Genomic DNA, 16,994 nt, shown 5'->3' with positions numbered 1-16,994 from the left:
GGTGTACTGTACGACCGCGTCCATTCGCGCGAGATCGCCAGCTACGGCGGCGTGGTGAACACCATGCCCAAATTTGCGGCTTTTGCACTACTTTTTGCCATGGCCAACTGCGGCCTTCCGGCCACAGCCGGTTTCGTCGGCGAGTGGATGGTTATTCTGGGTGCGGTCAAATACAACTTCTGGATAGGCGGCGCGGCAGCGACGGCACTCATATTTGGCGCAGCCTACACCCTGTGGATGTACAAGCGCGTTTACCTGGGCCCCGTGGCCAATGACGACGTCAAGGCACTCGTCGACATCAACAGCCGCGAATTCCTGATGCTGGCGCTGCTGGCCATCGCTGTGCTGTACATGGGCATCTATCCCAAGCCGTTTACCGATGTGATGAATACTTCAGTGGCGGACCTGCTCAAGCACGTCGCGGCCTCCAAACTGAACTGAAGCAACTACAAAGAATTCAGATGATTGACAAACTCTCCTGGATCACGGTTTATCCGGAAATCGTCCTCCTGACCATGGCCTGCGTGATTGCGCTGGTGGACCTGGGCGTCAAGACGCCGCAGCGTACGCTGACCTACTTGCTCACGCTGTTGACCCTGGCCGTCGTGGCGGCCATGGAGGCTGCCTACGCATCTGGAGGCCAGACCTTCTATGGTTTCGGCAACATGGTTGTCAGCGACCCCATGGGCGGCTGGCTCAAATGCTTTGCCTGTATCACCGTGATGATTACGCTGGTCTATGGCCGCCCTTACGCGGCAGATCGCGACATGCTGCGCGGCGGTGAGTTCTTCACTCTGAGCTTGTTCGCGCTGCTGGGCATGTTCGTCATGATCTCGGGCCACAACTTCCTGGTGATCTACATGGGCCTGGAATTGCTGACCCTGTCCAGCTATGCGCTGGTGGCCCTGCGCCGCGACAACGCCACTGCCACCGAAGCCGCCATGAAGTACTTCGTGCTGGGCGCGCTGGCTTCGGGTTTCCTGCTGTATGGTCTTTCGATGCTGTACGGCGCGACCGGCTCCCTGGACCTCAACGAAGTGTTCAACGCGATTGCCAGCCGCCAGGTCAAGCACCAGGTATTGATTTTCGGCTTGGTCTTCATCGTGGCTGGCCTGGCCTTCAAACTGGGCGCTGTGCCTTTCCATATGTGGCTGCCTGACGTCTACCAGGGTGCGCCTACAGCCGYGACCCTCCTGATCGGTGGAGCGCCGCAGCTCGCGGCCTTTGCGATCTGTATCCGCCTGCTGGTCGAAGGCCTGTTGCCGCTGGCAATTGACTGGCAGCAGATGCTGGGATTGATGGCCATCGGCTCGCTGCTGGTGGGCAATCTGGCCGCAATTGCGCAGTCCAACCTCAAACGCATGCTGGCGTTCTCCACCATCTCCCAGATGGGCTTCTTGCTGCTCGGCCTGCTGGCCGGCGTGGTCAACGGCAACCAGCTCAACACTGAATCCGCCTACAGCGCAGCGATGTTCTATGCACTGACTTATGTGCTCACCACTCTGGGTGCTTTCGGCATCATCATGCTGTTGGCACGGGCAGGGCATGAGTCTGAAGAGATCGTCGATCTGGCCGGCCTGAACCAGCGCAGCCCGTTGTACGCCGGCGTGATGGCCATCAGCATGTTCTCGCTGGCCGGCCTGCCGCCGCTGGTGGGGTTTTATGCCAAGCTGTCCGTCCTGCAGGCGCTGATTTCCTCGCAACAAACCAGCTACATTGTGCTGGCCGTTTTTGCGGTGATCATGTCGCTGGTGGGCTCCTTCTATTACTTGCGTGTGGTCAAGGTCATGTACTTTGATGCACCCTTGGCCCATAACGCCCAGCCGGTTTCTGCGCCGGCAGATGCCAAGGCAGTGCTGGCCATCAATGGTGCGCTCATCCTGATCCTAGGCATCATGCCTGGCGGTTTGATGACCCTGTGCGCGCAGTCCATCAGCAGCATCGTCAAATCACTGGGTAGCTGACCTCTGCCATGACCCAAACTGCTTCAGTCTGGCTGGTCGTGCTGCTGGCCTTGCTGGCAGCCAACCTGCCTTTCATCAGCAATCGCCTGTTCGCGGTCTACGCGCTCAAGTTGCCGAAAAACCTGGCAATCAGGGCTGCAGAGCTGGTGGTCTGGTACCTGGTTGTCGGCGGTCTGGGCTTATACCTTGAGCAGCGGAGCGGTCAGATTGCACCGCAAGGCTGGGAGTTTTATGCCATCACCGGTACGCTCTTCATCACCTTTGCGTTTCCCGGATTTACCTGGCGCTACCTGTTCAAGCACCGCCCATGAGCGCATCTTCCGGTCCTGATCAAGCCGGTGCAATTGCCGACRCGCACCTCGTCGAGACCTGCATCGATTCGGTCGAGATCCTGAGAGGGAATTTCCTGCATGCCTTGCGCGATACCGTCAGGCTGCCCGATGGCAACCAGGCAACGCGCGAATACGTCATTCACTCCGGTGCCGTGATGATCGTGGCGCAACTGGACGACGGGCGTCTGGTGCTGGAGCGCCAGTACCGCTACCCCATGCGTGCCGTGATGGTGGAGTTTCCCGCGGGCAAGCTCGATCCGGGCGAAGGTTCGCTGACCTGCGCACAGCGTGAACTGCTGGAGGAAACCGGTTACACCGCACGTGAATGGGCGAGGGCGGGCGTGTTGCATCCGGTGATCTCGTACTCTACCGAATTTATTGACATCTGGTTTGCGCGCGGGCTGACACTCGGCCATCGCAAGCTGGATGCCGGGGAGTTTCTGGACGTCTTTACGGCAACACCCGCTGAGCTTCTTGCCTGGTGCGCCAGCGGCGAGGTCACGGATGCAAAAACATTGACAGGCGCACTGTGGTTGCAAAACGTGCTCTCCGGGGCGTGGGCTTTGGACTGGCAAACTGCAACACCCTGATCCCCCGGCGATAATCCGGCCATGAAAGTCCTGAATCTCCAATGTGCGCACCAGCATTCATTTGAAGGCTGGTTTGCGTCCGAGGACGACTTCCAGGCCCAGCTGTCGCGCGGCCTGATCGAATGCCCGATGTGTGCCGACAAAAGCATCCAGAAACTTCCCAGTGCACCACGTCTCAACCTGGGTGGCCATGACATCGTGAGCGCAGGCAGCCGGGCTGCTGCGTCTTCACAAGTTGCCATTCCGAACCCGGCGCGGGTCGTCGAAGGCGAGGCCAACGCCATGGCGGGTATACCGGCCGCAAAGAGTCAGGCAGAGCAGGCCGCGTTCCTGAAGGCCTTGCGTCATGTGATGGCGCATACCGAAGATGTCGGAAGCCAGTTTGCGGATCAGGCMCGCCGCATGCACTATGGCGAACTGGAGGCGCGCAGCATTCGCGGCCAGGCCAGTGCGCGCGAAACCGTGGAACTGATAGAGGAGGGCATCGACGTCATGCCCTTGCCTTTGCTGCCTGGGATCAAGGAAACGTTGCAGTAATGACCCCCACGGTCGTTCGCTTCGCGTAACTCCCGAGGCCTTGCAGGCCGCGGCTCGCGAGACGCTTCGCCTCTGTCGCCTGTCCAAACCTGCTCAAGCAGGTTCGGAGCCGCAGGCTCCAGCCCCTAGGGGGCCGCTGCGCCTGCGGTCTGGCGAAGCCAGTCCCGCGGAGAAATAGAGCCCCCACGCTTTTCACTTCGTGTAATGCGCTGCCCCCCGAGGGGGTGCTGCGCCTGCAGCCCGGCAAAGCCGGTTCTGCGGCCCCTGCTTGAAAGGTTGTCCAGGTCGTTGACGCGCAGGTCCCGGCGCTGACCCAGTAACTCAGGGGTACARGCCGCGCAACTCGCGCGTGTGCAGGATTCGCTTGCAGGCCACGATGAAGGTGGCGGTACGCAGGCTGACCTTCTGGTCTTGCGCCACGGCCCAAACACCGGCAAAGGCGTCTTTCATGATTTTCACCAGGCGCTTGTTGATTTCTTCTTCGTCCCAGAAGAAGCTGGAAAAATCCTGCACCCATTCAAAGTAGCTGACGGTCACGCCGCCGGCATTGGCGATCACGTCCGGCAGCACCAGCACGTTGCGGTCATGCAGGATGTCGTCGGCGGCAGGTGTCGTCGGGCCGTTCGCGCCTTCAATGATCATGCGCGCCTTGATGCGGCCGGCATTGGCGGCAGTGATTTGCTGCTCAAGTGCGGCCGGAATCAGGATGTCGCACTCCACGTCCCAGAACGCGTCATTGGCAATGACTTCGGCTTCGGTGAATCCGGCCACACTGCCATTGGCTTCCACATGACGCAGCAGCGCCGGCACATCGAGGCCGGCTTCACGGTAAATCGTGCCGCCATGGTCTTGCACCGCGACCACACGTGCGCCGGTTTCGGCAAACAGCTTGCCCGCCACACCGCCCACATTGCCAAAGCCTTGCACGGCGACCCGTGCGGTACTGATATCAAGGCCAATGTGCTTGGCCGCTTCGGTGCCCACGGTGAACACGCCGCGCCCCGTGGCTTCACGCCGGCCCAGCGAGCCGCCCAGGTCGACCGGCTTGCCCGTGACGACGCCGGTTGAGGTGGAGCCGGTGTTCATCGAGTAGGTGTCCATCATCCACGCCATGATCTGGTCGTTGGTGTTGACGTCCGGCGCGGGGATGTCCTTGTTGGGGCCGATGATGATGCCGATTTCGCTGGTGTAACGGCGCGTCATGCGCTCAAGCTCGCCACGCGAAAGCTTTTTCGGGTCGACGCGGATACCGCCTTTGGCACCGCCGTACGGCACGTTCACCGCCGCGTTCTTGACCGACATCCAGGCCGACAGCGCCATCACTTCAGACAGCGTGACGTCCTGGTGGAAACGCACACCGCCCTTGCCGGGACCGCGCGAAACGTTGTGCTGCACACGGTAGCCTTCAAAGTGCGCCACGGTGCCGTCGTCCATGTGAATCGGCACGTCCACGATCAGCACACGCTTGGGCCGCTTGAGGGTTTCAGCCCAGCGCGCCAGGCTGCCCAGGTGCGGAATGACGCGGTCTACCTGCTGCAGGTAGTTGCCCCAGGGGCCCAGGTTGTCCGCCTGCAGGTAAGACGGAAGCGGGTGAGACCCGGCGGGGGTGGGAACAGAAGAGGCTGCGTGTGACATTGAAAAAGCTCCTTGTGGGATTTCTTGCGGGAAAGTCTGCGGGAAGAATCAATGGACGGAGCTTAAAAGCCTCGGCCTAAATAGTCCAAGGCATTGTTCACCAATATCTATGCAAATAATGCATATCGCTGATTTTTGATGGCTGCTGAAGCTGCGCAACCCGCGTCGTCACACCGTGAACTGCAGCGCCGCCAGCCGCGCATAAACGCCCCCGCGGTTTACCAGCTCGGCATGCGTGCCTTGCTCCACCAGCCGCCCATGGTCCAGCACCAGGATGCGGTCAGCCTGCTGCACAGTGGCCAGCCGGTGCGCAATCACCAGCGTCGTGCGGTCCTTCATGGCCGACTCCAGGGCCGCCTGCACCATGCGTTCGCTTTCGGCATCCAGCGCGCTGGTGGCTTCATCCAGCAGCAGCAGCGGAGCGTTTTTCAGCATCGCCCTCGCGATCGCAATACGCTGGCGCTGGCCACCGGAAAGCCGCACACCGCGCTCCCCGAGAAAGGTGTCGTAGCCTTCGGGCAGGGCGGTAATGAACTCATGCGCGAAGGCCGCCCTGGCCGCTGCACGGGTCTCTTCATCAGTGGCTTCAGGTTTGCCGTAGCGGATGTTCTCCAGCGCGCTGGTCGAGAAGATGACGGCGTCCTGCGGCACGATGCCGACGCGCTGCCGCAAATCGTGCAGCGCCATGTCGGCTGTGCGCACGCCATCCAGTTCGATGCGGCCCGAGGCCGGGTCATAAAACCGCAGCAGCAGCTGGAACACCGTGCTCTTGCCTGCGCCGCTGGGTCCCACGATGGCCACCGTTTCACCGGGCGACACGCTCAGGGAAAAGTTTGTCAGGGCAGCTTGCGCGGGCCGCGACGGGTAGTGAAACGTCACTGCTTCAAATTTGATAGCGCTTCCCGCCCGTGTGACCTGCCCGGGAACCGGATTTGCCGGTGAAATGACGGGTGAACGCGACGTCAGCAGCTCCATCAGCCGCTCGGTGGCGCCGGCCGCCCGCAGCAGGTCGCCATAGACCTCGCCCAGCACGGCCGCCGCGCTGGCCAGGATGATCACGTAAACAACCGTCTGCCCCAGGTGGCCCGCCGTGATGTCGCCCCGCATTACCGCCTGCGTGCCCTGGTACAGGCCCCACAGCAGCGCCGCCGACGTGGCGATGATGATGAAAGCCACCAGCACCGAGCGCGCCCTGGTGCGGCGAATCGCAGTGTTGAAGGCATTGGTGGTTGACGCATCAAAGCGCGCGGCCTCGCGGCCTTCAGCGGTGTAGCTTTGCACCACCGGAATGGCGTTAAGCACTTCGGCCGCGATCGCGCTGGAGTCGGCCACGCGGTCCTGGCTGGCGCGCGACAGCTTGCGTACACGCCGGCCAAACCAGACCGAGGGCGCGACGATCAACACCAGCACCACCAGTACCTGCACCATGAGGTACGGGTTGGTATAGACCAGCATCCCCAGCGCGCCCACGCCCATCACGGCATTGCGCAGGCCCATGCTGAGCGAAGAGCCCACCACCGTCTGCACCAGCGTTGTGTCGCCGGTCAGGCGCGAGAGCACTTCGCCTGTCTGTGTGGTTTCAAAAAACTCGGGGCTTTGCCGCACGACATGCGCGTAGACCGCATTGCGCAGGTCTGCCGTCACGCGCTCGCCCAGCCAGCTCACCATGTAAAAGCGGCCTGCCGAAAAAAGGCCCAGCGCCGCTGCCACCCCAAACAGCTCAAAGAAATGGGTGCGCAGCGCCATCAGCTGCTGGCCCTTGTCCGCCGCGCTGAGCCCGCCGTCAATCAGGCTGCGCAGGGCCAGCGGAAACACCAGCGTGGCAACGGCCGCCATCACCAGGAAAAACATCGCCAGAACAATCCGCCCCCGGTAGGGACGCAGGAAGGGAACGAGGCCGGAAAGGGAGCGGGGCGCGCCCTTGGGCGCATTGGAAAGGGAAGAAGTAGCCATGCGGGGAGTTTAGCCATAAAAGATGTCTGTACAAACACAGCCTTGACAATGTTTGTCTAGGCATGTATTATTCGTGTCCATGAAATCCGAATCCAGCCGTCCGCCAGCTGTCCCAGTTCCCCTTTGTGGGTTGCCGGCCGAGTTTTATTGCGCGACCGATTACGACGCCGGGCAAAGCACCGGTGCGCTGATGCGCCAGATCCTCAACAGCGTCTCCCAGCAGGTCACGCGCGAACTGGAGCCCCAGGGCCTCACCAACGCGCAGTGGGTGCCCATGCTCAAGATCTACCTCGGCAAGGCCTCCACGGTGGCTGAACTCGCCCGTGTGTGCCAGCTCGATGCCGGCTCCATGACCCGCCTGCTCGACCGGCTCGAAGCCAAGGGCTTTTGCCGCCGCATCCGCTCCAGCGAAGACAGGCGCGTGGTCAATATCGAACTGACACCCGAAGGCCGCGAAGCCGCGAAAGAAATCCCTGCGGTGCTCAGCCGTGTGCAAAACGCCCACCTGGCCGGCTTCACGGTCGATGAGTGGCAAAACCTCAAAGGCTACCTGCGCCGCATCCTTGAAACAGCGCAGACCCTTCAAGCCCTTCAAGCAGCGAATGAAAAAGATGACAAATAACAGCAACACCCTTTGCAGCGCGTCCGCTTCTGTCTCGGCTTGCGTTTCGGTGAACCAGGCCGAACACGCTGAGCCGCGCCTGCCGCTCTGGCGCGCCTCTTTCCGTATGGCCCTGGTGGCCGCCGCCAGCGTGGTGGCCGTGGGCCTGATGGCGACCGGCCTCACGGGCTGTGCCGACATGTCGGGCATCGCGCCGCATTCCAGCCTGCGTGACGCGCCTTCGCTGGGCCTGGCTGCCGACACCGCCAGCCAAACGCCGGCCCAGGCGCCGCTGGCCGCCGAATGGTGGCGCGAGTTTGGCGATGTGCAGCTCAACGGCCTGGTCGACCAAGCCCTGCAAACCAGCCCGACCTTGAAGCTTGCGCAGGCCCGCCTGGCGCGCGCACTGGCCGTCACCGAGGTTGCCGATGCCGCCACGCTGCCGCAGGTCACCGGGCAGCTGGACCTGACGCGCCAGCAATACACCGCCAATGGCGCAGTGCCCGCACCACTGGCAGGCTCCATCCGCAACAGCGGTACAGCGCAGCTCGCGGTGAGCTGGGAGCTTGATTTTTTCGGCAAAAACCGCGCCGCGCTGGATGCCGCGCTGGGCACCGCCAGTGCCGCTGAAGCAGACGCGCAGGCCGCACGCTTGCTGCTGGCCAGCAATGTGACCCGCACTTACTTTCAGCTGGTTCGCCTGAACGAGCAGGTGACGGTGGCCCGCCGCACGCTCGCCCAGCGTGAAGAAACCCTCAAGCTGGTGCGCGACCGCGTCGACGCCGGCCTGGACACCCGCCTGGAGCTGCGCCAGAGCGAAGGCGGCCTTCCCGAAGCGCGCCTGCAGCTCGAAACCCTGCAAGAGCAGATGGCCCTCACGCGCAACGCGCTCGACGCCCTCATTGGCAAGCAAAATGGCACTGCAGCCCTTTCCCTTCCGGCGCAAGCAGCTATCAAAAACGTAGCAACCGCCACGGCCATTCCCGCCGACCTGCTGGGCCGGCGCGCCGACATCGCCGCTGCGCGGTGGCGCGTAGAGGCTTCGTCCAAAGACGTGGTCAACGCCAAAACCCAGTTCTACCCCAACGTCAACCTGGTCGCCTTCGCCGGTTTTTCCAGCATCGGCCTCGGTCGCCTGCTTGACTCGGGCAGCCAGCAGTGGGGTGTCGGGCCGGCCTTGCGCCTGCCGATTTTTGACGCCGGCCGCCTGCGTGCCAACCTGCGCGGCAAGACGGCCGACCTGGACGCCGCTGTCGAAAGCTACAACGCCGCCGTGATCGACGCGGTGCGCGATGTGGCCGACCAGGTCGCGTCATCGCAAGCCATCACGCGCCAGCAAACCGAGCAGCGCGCCGCGCAGGAAGCCGCGGAAGGCGCCTATGACATCGCCGTGCAGCGCTACAAGGCCGGCCTGGGCACCTACCTCAATGTGCTGACCGCCGAAACCAGCGTGCTGGCACAGCGCCGTCTGGCGGTAGACCTCTCGGCCCGCGCGCTCGACACACAGGTCGCGTTGATACGCGCCCTGGGCGGCGGCTACGGCAATCCCTCGGCGCAGGCGCCGCAAGCGCAGGATGCTACAAAAACAATAGCTGCTGGCGCTCGTCCTGATTGGGCTACAGCCGGTTTTAATTCTGAAAAATTGCCCGCAGCGCATTAAGCGCCGGCCCAAACGCAAGTAACGCATCGTTCCGAATCAACCAACACCTGACACCATCATGAGCGACACAACATCTACCAACTCCCCAGCTTCCGACGCACCAGCACAACCGCCCGCAGGAAACCCCAAACGCAAAAAGGCGTTGACGGCGCTCGCGGCCGTGGTGGTCGTTGCAGGGCTGGGTTGGTCTGCCTATGAATACCTGGTGGCCAGCCATTACGAGTCCACCGACAACGCCTACGTGCAGGGCAACGTGATCCAGATCACGCCGCAGATCGGCGGCACCGTCATGGCCATCATGGCCGACGACACCGATTTCGTGAAAGCCGGCCAGACGCTGGTGCAGCTTGACCCGGCCGATGCGAAGGTTGCGCTGGAACAGGCCGAGGCCGCACTGGCCCAGGCCGTGCGCCAGGTGCGCACGCTCTACGCCAACAACGGCACGCTGGCAGCGCAGATTGCCCTGCGCGATGCCGATGTGGTCAAGGCGCAAAGCGACATCGCCCGCGCCAGCGACGACCTGAATCGCCGCCAGTCGCTCACCGGCAACGGCGCGGTGTCCAAAGAAGAACTCAACCACGCGCAGACGCAGCTGGCCACCGCCAAAAGCGCGCTGGCTGCGGCGCAGGCCGGTGTGGTCGCTGCACGTGAGCAACTCACCAGCAACCAGGCACTGACCGAAGGCACCAGCGTCGAACAGCACCCCAGCGTGCAGGTTGCCGCCGCCCGGGTGCGTGAGGCCTACCTGGCCACGCAGCGCGCCGCGCTGCTGGCGCCCGTGGATGGCTATGTGGCCAAGCGCACGGTGCAACTCGGCCAGCGTGTGGCCGCCGGCGCGCCGATGATGTCCATCATCCCGCTCAACCAGGTCTGGGTCGACGCCAACTTCAAGGAAGTCCAGCTGCGCAACATCCGCATCGGCCAGCCCGTGACGCTGGTAGCTGACCTGTACGGCAAGAAGGTGGAATACAAGGGCAAGGTGGCCGGCCTGGGCGTCGGCACCGGTGCGGCTTTCTCGCTGCTGCCCGCACAAAACGCCACCGGTAACTGGATCAAGGTGGTGCAGCGCGTTCCGGTGCGCATCGCGCTGGACGCCAAACAGCTTGCCGACAACCCGCTGCGCGTGGGCTTGTCGATGGACGCCGAAGTGGACGTGAGCAGCAAGGAAGGCAAGACCCTGGCCGATGCGCCGCGCGACGCTGCCCTGGCACACAGCCAGACTTACGGCACGCCTGACGACGCGGCCGACAAGGATGTGCAGCGCGTCATTGCCGCCAACACCGGCAAATCCGTGAAGCTGGCCAAGCCCGCCGTCGCAGTCAGGCCGGCCTTGCCGCAGGGCGGCGCTGTTTCGCCCGCCCAGGCCGGCGCCGATGCGCAGCGCCTCGCGTTCAGCCACACGCTGTCGCTGGCTGGCAACCGCGTGGCRCCCTAAGCCACAAGCCTCACACAACCCGCAACCCGCACTTCCAGCTCGCGCAACCGCAGCGATTTCCCGTAGCGGTTTCCACCAGCCCCTTATTCGCAAGGCTTTCATGGCTTCCGCACCTGCTCCCGCCCCCGCCTATGTCCAGCCGCCGCCGCTGACAGGCTCCGCCCGCCTGTGGGGCACGCTGGCCCTGTCGGCCGCGACATTCATGAATGTGCTCGACACGTCCATCGCCAACGTGTCGTTGCCCGCGATTGCCGGCGACCTGGGCGTGAGCCCCAACCAGGGCACCTGGGTCATCACCAGTTTCGGCGTGGCCAATGCGATTGCCGTGCCGCTCACCGGTTGGCTATCGCAGCGCTTCGGCCAGGTGCGTCTGTTCACGGCCAGCGTCATGCTGTTCGTGCTCACGTCGTGGCTGTGCGGCCTCGCGCCCAACATGACCACGCTGATTTTTCTGCGCGTGCTGCAGGGCCTGGTGGCCGGGCCCATGATCCCGCTGTCGCAGGCGCTGCTGCTGTCGAGCTACCCGAAAGCACTGGCGGGGCTGGCCATGGCGCTCTGGTCCATGACCACGCTGATCGCGCCGGTGATGGGGCCGCTCCTGGGCGGCTGGATCACCGACAACATTTCATGGCCCTGGATTTTTTATATCAATATTCCCGTCGGCTTTGGCGCTGCCTTCATCACCTGGAGCATCTTCCGGAAGCGTGAAAGCGTCACGCGAAAGCTCCCCATCGATTCAGTGGGTCTGGCGCTGCTGGTCATCTGGGTCGGCGCGCTGCAGATCATGCTCGACAAGGGCCAGGAGCTCGACTGGTTCCATTCCGGTGAAGTGATTGCGCTCGGCATCATCGCGCTGGTGGGCCTGATCGCCTTCGTGATCTGGGAACTGACGGAAGAGCATCCGGTGGTCGACCTCACGCTGTTCAAGAAGCGCAACTTCTGGGCCGGCGCGCTGGCGCTGTCGGTGGGCTACGGACTCTTCTTCGGCAACGTCGTATTGCTGCCGCTGTGGCTGCAGCAATACATGGGCTACACCGCCACGCAGGCCGGCATGGTGCTGGCGCCTGTCGGCGCCTTCGCGTTGCTGCTGTCGCCCGTCGTCGGCAAGAACATCGCGAAAGTTGACCCGCGCCGCTTCGCCGCGTTTGCCTTCATGGTATTTGCGCTGGTGCTGTGGATGCGGTCCAACTTCAACACCCAGGCCGACTTCCGCACCATCATGATCCCGACCATCATCCAGGGCGTGGCCATGGCCTTCTTCTTCATCCCCCTGGTCACCATCACGCTGTCGGGCATTTCGCCCGACAAGATTCCCGCGGCCTCCGGCCTGTCGAACTTCGTGCGCATCACGGCCGGCTCCTTCGGCACCTCGATTGCCACCACCATCTGGCAAGACCGCGCCGCCATGCACCACGCGCAGATCAGCGAATACGTGAACCAGGGCAGCACCGCCACCAACAGCGCCCTCACGGGCCTCGCCGGTGCCGGCCTCACGCCCGACCAGGCCCTGGGCACCATCAACCGCCTGGTCGACCAGCAGGCCTACATGCTGGCCGCCAACGACGTGTTTTATGCCTCCTCGCTGATCTTCCTGCTGCTGATTCCGCTGGTGTTTTTGACGCGGCATACCAAGGCGGGAGCGGGGAGTGCGGACGCCGCTGCGGGCGCGCACTGAGGCCTCTGCGTGGGGTTGGAACGAGGGCGGCGCTTTGTGCACCGCTTTTTTTTGCTATTAAATCAGTAGCTGCTTGCGCCTGTCTGCATTGGTCTACAGGCCTGTTTCGTATCTAAAAAGCAGCCCCCAAGTGCTCAAAAGCAAGGGGTTTTGGCGCTGCCACACTTTGCAAAGGCCCGCAGCCTCCTCCAAAGCTAATTTGGGCCTCTTTTTAGGTATTAAAATGGGCTGAAGCCCAAACGGAATATGCGCGAGAAGCTATCAAATCAATAGCGTTTCAGGCGAGCAGGGCGTCCAGCGGGCTGGCGGTGCCGCCAGCGGCAACCTTCCGCACATGGGCGTAAATCATCGAGGTGCAAGGCGCAAACGGATATGGGCTCTACCTTGTGTTCCGATGTCGCGCGGATGCGTCATGTGGCCGTTGCGGCCATGCCATCGGACAAAAAAACGGACCCAATACAGGTAAGTTTTCTCAGTGCCAAGGCCATAGTGCAAATACCGAACCCGCTCCCGGACCTGATCCAGCAAGCGGGCAGACTGCAGTGGAGGATTGCGGGGTTTCACAGAATTTTTATGCCTGTATGAATTTACAGTATATTTCTTCGAGGCCCAGCATGCAAGCGGCTTACAGAGGGTTTTTATGTCCAAATTAGATTGCAACCGCCAGGTTATACGGCAGGTTTTGCGGCATACATTACGTTAGGCGCCTCATGAAGGTCAAAGCTCTCGCAGCCTTTCAGGCATCCTTCCCCATCGATTCAGAATACGACCATCCAGATGGTTGTTATCTCGCCCGAAAGATCGAGCAACACTTGCGAACCTTCCTTCCGATCGTGGAAGAATTCGACAACTGGCGCGACTGTGGTTGGTACGTTCCGTGTACGGTAGAAGGCAGTCGGGTTTGGGTATGCTTTGCGCGCTACTTTGAAGGTGAAGCATGGCAGCTCTTCATCGAACCAATTGGCCTGCCTAGCTTTGTCGGCAGGCTGTTCGGCAAGCGTCCACCTCCGCGTACCGCCGCCATTCAGCGGCTTGCTATCGAAGTTGATCGCGTACTTAAGAATGAACCCACAGTTTCAGAGGTCACGTGGGCAATCAATAACGATCCGCGGCGTGGTGGAGCGTCCAGCCCTGCCTCTCTACCTTGGCCTATCGATGCCGGCGCCTAACCCTTCCATCGAGGGGATGCCCAGAAGGCTACGCCTTTCGGTCACCCCTCATGTCAAACGTTATAGCGCATGAGAAACATCGTCCTTCTCATTGCTCTTTGCGGAGTTTGCGGCTTGTCCGCTCTTGCCCAGAAGGCGCCCTCGGTCGTCACTTCGACTCAGATCGAGGAGTACCAAGCAAAGGGCGAGGCGCAATGTGTTGCGGCCGGGCGCGCTGACGGTCGTCGTCCCGCTGCGGCAGTGAAATCGTATTGCGAGTGCGTATTCGACGCGTTGAAGGAATCGATGACATTCATTGAGTGGAAGGAGGCTTACCAGCTTTCCTTTGTTGACCCAGAAGCCGAATGGAGCGTGTTCGACAGACGGACAGATCGAATTGCGCCGCGGTGCGCGCGGAGGACGCTGTAGTATGTCTTCAGCGATGGAGCGCTCTAACCTGTCAATCGACACGGACCCACAACAACAGAAGGCGGCTTCGCCGCAGGCGTCGTGGCACGGTCATCTCCGACGTTAGACATCGGCATGCAGGCAGGGTCTCAACGTGACGTGGCAGAAATCGGGCGACTGGCCTACCTCGTCCGACTGGTCGCGGGGTTAGCCTTCGCAGCAGTTCTTTACTTTCTGACAGTTCTAGCTTTCATGAACTCTGCCGGTTCCTCCGTGCTTGTGTTGGTGCTGCTCGCTGTAGCCGGCGTTCTTGTGAACGTGGTGGGCCTTACGTACGTCATGGCCAAGTTCGTCCTGGTTCCGCGTCTGCGAGACGCGGGCTTCTTCGGCCCCCTCATGTGGTTGATGTTGGCCCTTTGCGTCTTTCCCGCAACAGCTCCGTTCTTTGTTCTTGCCCTGACTTTGATCCCCAGCGGGTTCGTGCGAAGCTAGGGACCGATGTCTAACATGCCAATCGACGCGGACCCACAACAGCAGGAGGCRGCTTCGCCGCWMRTGTTGGTGGCCCGGTCATTTTTACGTTAAACGGCAGGCATGGCAGCATTCAAGCATCACAGCGCTTTCCCAAAGGAAAAGGACATTCAAGGGCGCCTGTACCCGCATGTCTGCTTTCATTGTAAGAAGTCTTTTAAAAAGCCCATTAGTGAGGCACCAAGGCTTTGCCCGCAGTGCACAGGCGAAATGGTGAGGCTCAGTCGCAAATTCTCAGCACCTGCCGCAGTTGACACTCTTCAATGGAAAAAGGTGCAGCTTTTGGTGGAGCACGGCTTTCTATTTCAGTCGGTTTATGAGCCAACGGAATCAGGCGGGCGGCAGAAGACAAGCTATCCGGAAACATTTGAGCAGGCGAAAGAGTTTGTTGTTGCCTTTAAGTCGCAGGCGGTGAATCGTGCCGCTTAACATTTCGGCCCACGCGGACACTCAGCAGCAGATAGCCGCTGCGCRGCGCTTGCTGCGTGCCGGTGGCCTCCAACGTTAAAGGGCAACGCGCTAATGTTGTCCATCCACTCCACATCGTCGAACCGTGAACTCCGCATCAGTAGGGGGCAAGGCGGCTATTTCGTCGTTGAGATCGTGGGTCACCGCGTCACGGCCCTTACGGAAGTCTGGATAGACGATGACGCCGTTCACCTCGGGCGCTTCTTCGTTGATCTCGGGGCGAACAAACGGCCGTGGAAGGGCACTCGCGAGTGGCAATCACTTGAACAAGATCTCAAATTCTCCGTTACTTGCAACGCGCTCGGTAATGTCACGTTTGACATACATCTCTCTGGAATGCCGGGCGCACCGGAGGAGTGGAGCGTACGGGTTGGACTGGACACGGAGCTTGGGCAACTCCCAAGAATCGGAGAGGAAGCGGAGGATCTGTTGAATGCCAAGGACACCCTTTAACATGACGGTCAACACGGACACGCACCTGCAGAATGCCGCTATGCGGCAAGTTGTTGCGTGTCGGTCACCTTCACGTTAGACCGCACATGAAACAGAGAATCAAGTGCAACGGTGTGCGTTACAGGCAAGGATTCATTGAAGTCGTGCCCGGCATTCATCCACATCACGTCAATCTCGAAGTCTGGAACGTGCATCCCGATCTAGACATCAGCCAAAGTTCATTGGAATCTCAGTCAATCCCGGACGAGGCTATCGTCGCAAACGTCGAAATCGAGGTTGATCTTGAGAGGGCCAAAGCACTTGTCAAGGCTCTTAACGCTGCCATCGAGGCGGTCGAACGAGCGGACAGTGTGCGGTCTAACCTTTCCTTCAAGCGGACGCCTGACGGCGCCGCTTAAGTCAAACGTTAGATATCCACATGTCCGCTACAACGATCATTGCAATTGGGGCCATTCTGGCCGTATTGGCTTACGTCTTCGTCTCGGCGAACAGAGCAGGCCAAGTGGCAGTTCCCGATTTGCGCGTTCTGTCCCAACTGAGGCAAGTTGGCTCCAAGCTGAATCAACCGCACAAGGTCGACTTTTTCTTGCATTTGCCGTCGCAAGATTCAGCAGACCGCGTGGCAAAAGACCCATCTTTCCACGGATACGACGTGCAGGTGAAGCCCGGCGCGCAAGACTCATCCGAGTGGCTTGTTCAGGCGAGCAAAACGATGGTTCCAGATTTAAAGGTCCTGGTAGAGATCCGGGAACATCTTTCAGCTTTAGCCTCGGCAAATGGAGGTGCGTACGACGGCTGGGGCGCCGAGGTGGTCCGGTGACCGCAACATCTAACCCGGCACTCAAGCGGACGGTCGTATCTGCCGCCGCTTACTTGGTACGTTAGGCCGCTACATGCCAGACATATTTCACTTCATATCAGAATACTTCTGGTTAGCTCTTCTCGGGTTTGGAGCATTCAACTATTGGAAAGCACGTCGCGATATTGAAAACATGGGCAGTGTTGAATCTGCGGCCGAAGGGGTGAACTATCTGAGACGCTTTGCCATCGGCGCCAATCTACCGTGGGTCGTCATGGGTCTTGGGTGTGTGTCTGGCTACACTCCAACGGTTTGGCACTATTTCCGTCCACAAGACGGCAATCCCTTTGTCATTGCCTGGTTGACGGTAATCCTATGCACGGCGTCTGTTTATGCTTGGTGGGTGTTGTTTGCGGGCGGCGCCGAAAAGGTTCAAGAGTTCAACCTGCTTAGCTCTATCGGACAGCGCACATTCAAGCAAAAATCCCCCCGGTCAATCAAGTTGCTCGCAATCCTCGGGGTTTTCATGGTTCCGATCTGGGTGCTACTCGTCGTGGTTCAGAATGTACCGTTGCCAAAATGACGCACCCTAACTGGTCAGTCAACCCGGACGCGGAGCCTCTGCTGCCTTCGGTCGCACCTTGCCGTGGCCGCCGGTTACGTTCACGTTAGGTATCCGAGCAACAGTCGCGCCTTCAAAGGAAATGCCATGAATGAAGTTGTGTTTGGTCTTCTTGTGGTCCTTGTCGCCATTGCCACCGCCGGGTTACGCGTCGCCAATCAATATGAACGCGCCGTCGTATTT

The 16,994-nt window shown here is 61.0% G+C and carries 19 protein-coding genes; 16 read left to right on the top strand and 3 right to left on the bottom strand.

Annotated elements, in window-relative coordinates:
• The 5 genes from AC1D1X_RS02570 to AC1D1X_RS02550 all read left to right on the top strand — a co-directional run.
• The coding region (locus AC1D1X_RS02570) for a proton-conducting transporter transmembrane domain-containing protein (RefSeq protein WP_477697784.1) at positions 1-441 on the top strand (441 nt) is incomplete at its 5' end.
• A gap of 20 nt (positions 442-461) precedes the next feature.
• A complete protein-coding gene (nuoN, locus tag AC1D1X_RS02565; protein ID WP_477697783.1) occupies positions 462-1,964 on the top strand; it encodes an NADH-quinone oxidoreductase subunit NuoN in 1,503 nt (500 codons plus the stop codon).
• Between the two features lie 8 nt (positions 1,965-1,972).
• Complete coding sequence (locus AC1D1X_RS02560) at positions 1,973-2,275, top strand: DUF2818 family protein (protein ID WP_457279055.1); 303 nt, start codon at positions 1,973-1,975, stop codon at positions 2,273-2,275.
• The gene (locus tag AC1D1X_RS02555) at positions 2,272-2,886 is read left to right on the top strand and encodes an NUDIX domain-containing protein (RefSeq protein ID WP_477697782.1); all 615 of its coding nucleotides are present in this window, start codon (positions 2,272-2,274) and stop codon (positions 2,884-2,886) included. Before AC1D1X_RS02560 ends, AC1D1X_RS02555 begins: the two co-directional genes overlap by 4 nt.
• A 21-nt stretch (positions 2,887-2,907) precedes the next feature.
• On the top strand, positions 2,908-3,423 hold the full coding sequence (locus AC1D1X_RS02550) for a DUF1178 family protein (RefSeq protein WP_477671604.1): 516 nt from the start codon (positions 2,908-2,910) through the stop codon (positions 3,421-3,423).
• 321 nt (positions 3,424-3,744) lie between these two features.
• Here the strand turns inward: AC1D1X_RS02550 and AC1D1X_RS02545 are convergent, their stop codons facing one another.
• Together AC1D1X_RS02545 and AC1D1X_RS02540 are read right to left on the bottom strand one after the other, a co-directional pair.
• Positions 3,745-5,058 (bottom strand): Glu/Leu/Phe/Val family dehydrogenase, encoded by a 1,314-nt coding sequence (locus AC1D1X_RS02545; RefSeq protein WP_477671605.1) that lies wholly within the window; start codon positions 5,056-5,058, stop codon positions 3,745-3,747.
• A gap of 168 nt (positions 5,059-5,226) precedes the next feature.
• Positions 5,227-7,011, bottom strand: a complete 1,785-nt coding sequence (locus tag AC1D1X_RS02540) for an ABC transporter transmembrane domain-containing protein (protein WP_477671606.1) — start codon at positions 7,009-7,011, stop codon at positions 5,227-5,229.
• A 79-nt stretch (positions 7,012-7,090) separates the two neighbouring features.
• Between AC1D1X_RS02540 and AC1D1X_RS02535 the strand changes: the two genes are divergently transcribed.
• From AC1D1X_RS02535 to AC1D1X_RS02520, 4 genes are all read left to right on the top strand, one after another.
• A complete protein-coding gene (locus AC1D1X_RS02535; RefSeq protein ID WP_477671607.1) occupies positions 7,091-7,633 on the top strand; it encodes a MarR family winged helix-turn-helix transcriptional regulator in 543 nt (180 codons plus the stop codon).
• A 106-nt stretch (positions 7,634-7,739) separates the two neighbouring features.
• Positions 7,740-9,272 (top strand): efflux transporter outer membrane subunit, encoded by a 1,533-nt coding sequence (locus tag AC1D1X_RS02530; protein ID WP_477671628.1) that lies wholly within the window; start codon positions 7,740-7,742, stop codon positions 9,270-9,272.
• 58 nt (positions 9,273-9,330) lie between these two features.
• Positions 9,331-10,707 (top strand): EmrA/EmrK family multidrug efflux transporter periplasmic adaptor subunit, encoded by a 1,377-nt coding sequence (locus tag AC1D1X_RS02525; RefSeq protein WP_477671608.1) that lies wholly within the window; start codon positions 9,331-9,333, stop codon positions 10,705-10,707.
• A gap of 100 nt (positions 10,708-10,807) precedes the next feature.
• Positions 10,808-12,382: a DHA2 family efflux MFS transporter permease subunit gene (locus AC1D1X_RS02520; protein ID WP_477671609.1), complete on the top strand. Its 1,575-nt coding sequence runs from the start codon at positions 10,808-10,810 to the stop codon at positions 12,380-12,382.
• A 345-nt stretch (positions 12,383-12,727) separates the two neighbouring features.
• On the opposite strand, the gene AC1D1X_RS02515 is transcribed toward AC1D1X_RS02520, so the two are convergent.
• Positions 12,728-12,946 (bottom strand): phage integrase N-terminal SAM-like domain-containing protein, encoded by a 219-nt coding sequence (locus tag AC1D1X_RS02515; RefSeq protein ID WP_477671610.1) that lies wholly within the window; start codon positions 12,944-12,946, stop codon positions 12,728-12,730.
• Positions 12,947-13,092: 146 nt separating this feature from the next.
• On the opposite strand from AC1D1X_RS02515, the gene AC1D1X_RS02510 reads away from it, so the two are divergent.
• The 7 genes from AC1D1X_RS02510 (at position 13,093) to AC1D1X_RS02480 (ending at position 16,772) form a co-directional block, all read left to right on the top strand.
• A complete protein-coding gene (locus AC1D1X_RS02510; protein ID WP_477671611.1) occupies positions 13,093-13,551 on the top strand; it encodes a hypothetical protein in 459 nt (152 codons plus the stop codon).
• A gap of 69 nt (positions 13,552-13,620) precedes the next feature.
• Positions 13,621-13,959 carry a hypothetical protein gene (locus tag AC1D1X_RS02505; protein ID WP_477671612.1) on the top strand — a complete coding sequence of 113 codons (339 nt, stop codon included), beginning with the start codon at positions 13,621-13,623 and terminating at the stop codon, positions 13,957-13,959.
• 573 nt (positions 13,960-14,532) lie between these two features.
• On the top strand, positions 14,533-14,898 hold the full coding sequence (locus AC1D1X_RS02500; RefSeq protein WP_477697781.1) for a hypothetical protein: 366 nt from the start codon (positions 14,533-14,535) through the stop codon (positions 14,896-14,898).
• Positions 14,899-14,991: 93 nt separating this feature from the next.
• Positions 14,992-15,390, top strand: a complete 399-nt coding sequence (locus AC1D1X_RS02495) for a DUF6228 family protein (RefSeq protein ID WP_477671209.1) — start codon at positions 14,992-14,994, stop codon at positions 15,388-15,390.
• Between the two features lie 86 nt (positions 15,391-15,476).
• Positions 15,477-15,788 carry a hypothetical protein gene (locus tag AC1D1X_RS02490; protein WP_477671208.1) on the top strand — a complete coding sequence of 104 codons (312 nt, stop codon included), beginning with the start codon at positions 15,477-15,479 and terminating at the stop codon, positions 15,786-15,788.
• A 20-nt stretch (positions 15,789-15,808) separates the two neighbouring features.
• Positions 15,809-16,210 (top strand): ribonuclease E inhibitor RraB, encoded by a 402-nt coding sequence (locus AC1D1X_RS02485; RefSeq protein ID WP_477671207.1) that lies wholly within the window; start codon positions 15,809-15,811, stop codon positions 16,208-16,210.
• Positions 16,211-16,283: 73 nt separating this feature from the next.
• Positions 16,284-16,772, top strand: coding sequence for a hypothetical protein (locus tag AC1D1X_RS02480; protein WP_477671206.1), 489 nt, complete (start codon positions 16,284-16,286; stop codon positions 16,770-16,772).
• Positions 16,773-16,994 lie beyond the last annotated feature (222 nt).

Source organism: Polaromonas sp. P1_G4 (assembly GCF_056405475.1).
Note: the sequence above shows the minus strand (reverse complement) of the source record. Positions and strands in the feature narration are given on the sequence as shown.

Coding starts and splice junctions, on each gene's coding strand:
- AC1D1X_RS02560 (WP_457279055.1), top strand. CDS start 1,973: ATGACCCAAACTGCTTCAGTCTGGCTGGTCGTGCTGCTGGCCTTGCTG.
- AC1D1X_RS02540 (WP_477671606.1), bottom strand. CDS start 7,011: ATGGCTACTTCTTCCCTTTCCAATGCGCCCAAGGGCGCGCCCCGCTCC.
- AC1D1X_RS02535 (WP_477671607.1), top strand. CDS start 7,091: ATGAAATCCGAATCCAGCCGTCCGCCAGCTGTCCCAGTTCCCCTTTGT.
- AC1D1X_RS02530 (WP_477671628.1), top strand. CDS start 7,740: ATGGCCCTGGTGGCCGCCGCCAGCGTGGTGGCCGTGGGCCTGATGGCG.
- AC1D1X_RS02520 (WP_477671609.1), top strand. CDS start 10,808: ATGGCTTCCGCACCTGCTCCCGCCCCCGCCTATGTCCAGCCGCCGCCG.
- AC1D1X_RS02510 (WP_477671611.1), top strand. CDS start 13,093: ATGAAGGTCAAAGCTCTCGCAGCCTTTCAGGCATCCTTCCCCATCGAT.
- AC1D1X_RS02505 (WP_477671612.1), top strand. CDS start 13,621: ATGAGAAACATCGTCCTTCTCATTGCTCTTTGCGGAGTTTGCGGCTTG.
- AC1D1X_RS02500 (WP_477697781.1), top strand. CDS start 14,533: ATGGCAGCATTCAAGCATCACAGCGCTTTCCCAAAGGAAAAGGACATT.
- AC1D1X_RS02495 (WP_477671209.1), top strand. CDS start 14,992: ATGTTGTCCATCCACTCCACATCGTCGAACCGTGAACTCCGCATCAGT.
- AC1D1X_RS02490 (WP_477671208.1), top strand. CDS start 15,477: ATGAAACAGAGAATCAAGTGCAACGGTGTGCGTTACAGGCAAGGATTC.
- AC1D1X_RS02485 (WP_477671207.1), top strand. CDS start 15,809: ATGTCCGCTACAACGATCATTGCAATTGGGGCCATTCTGGCCGTATTG.
- AC1D1X_RS02480 (WP_477671206.1), top strand. CDS start 16,284: ATGCCAGACATATTTCACTTCATATCAGAATACTTCTGGTTAGCTCTT.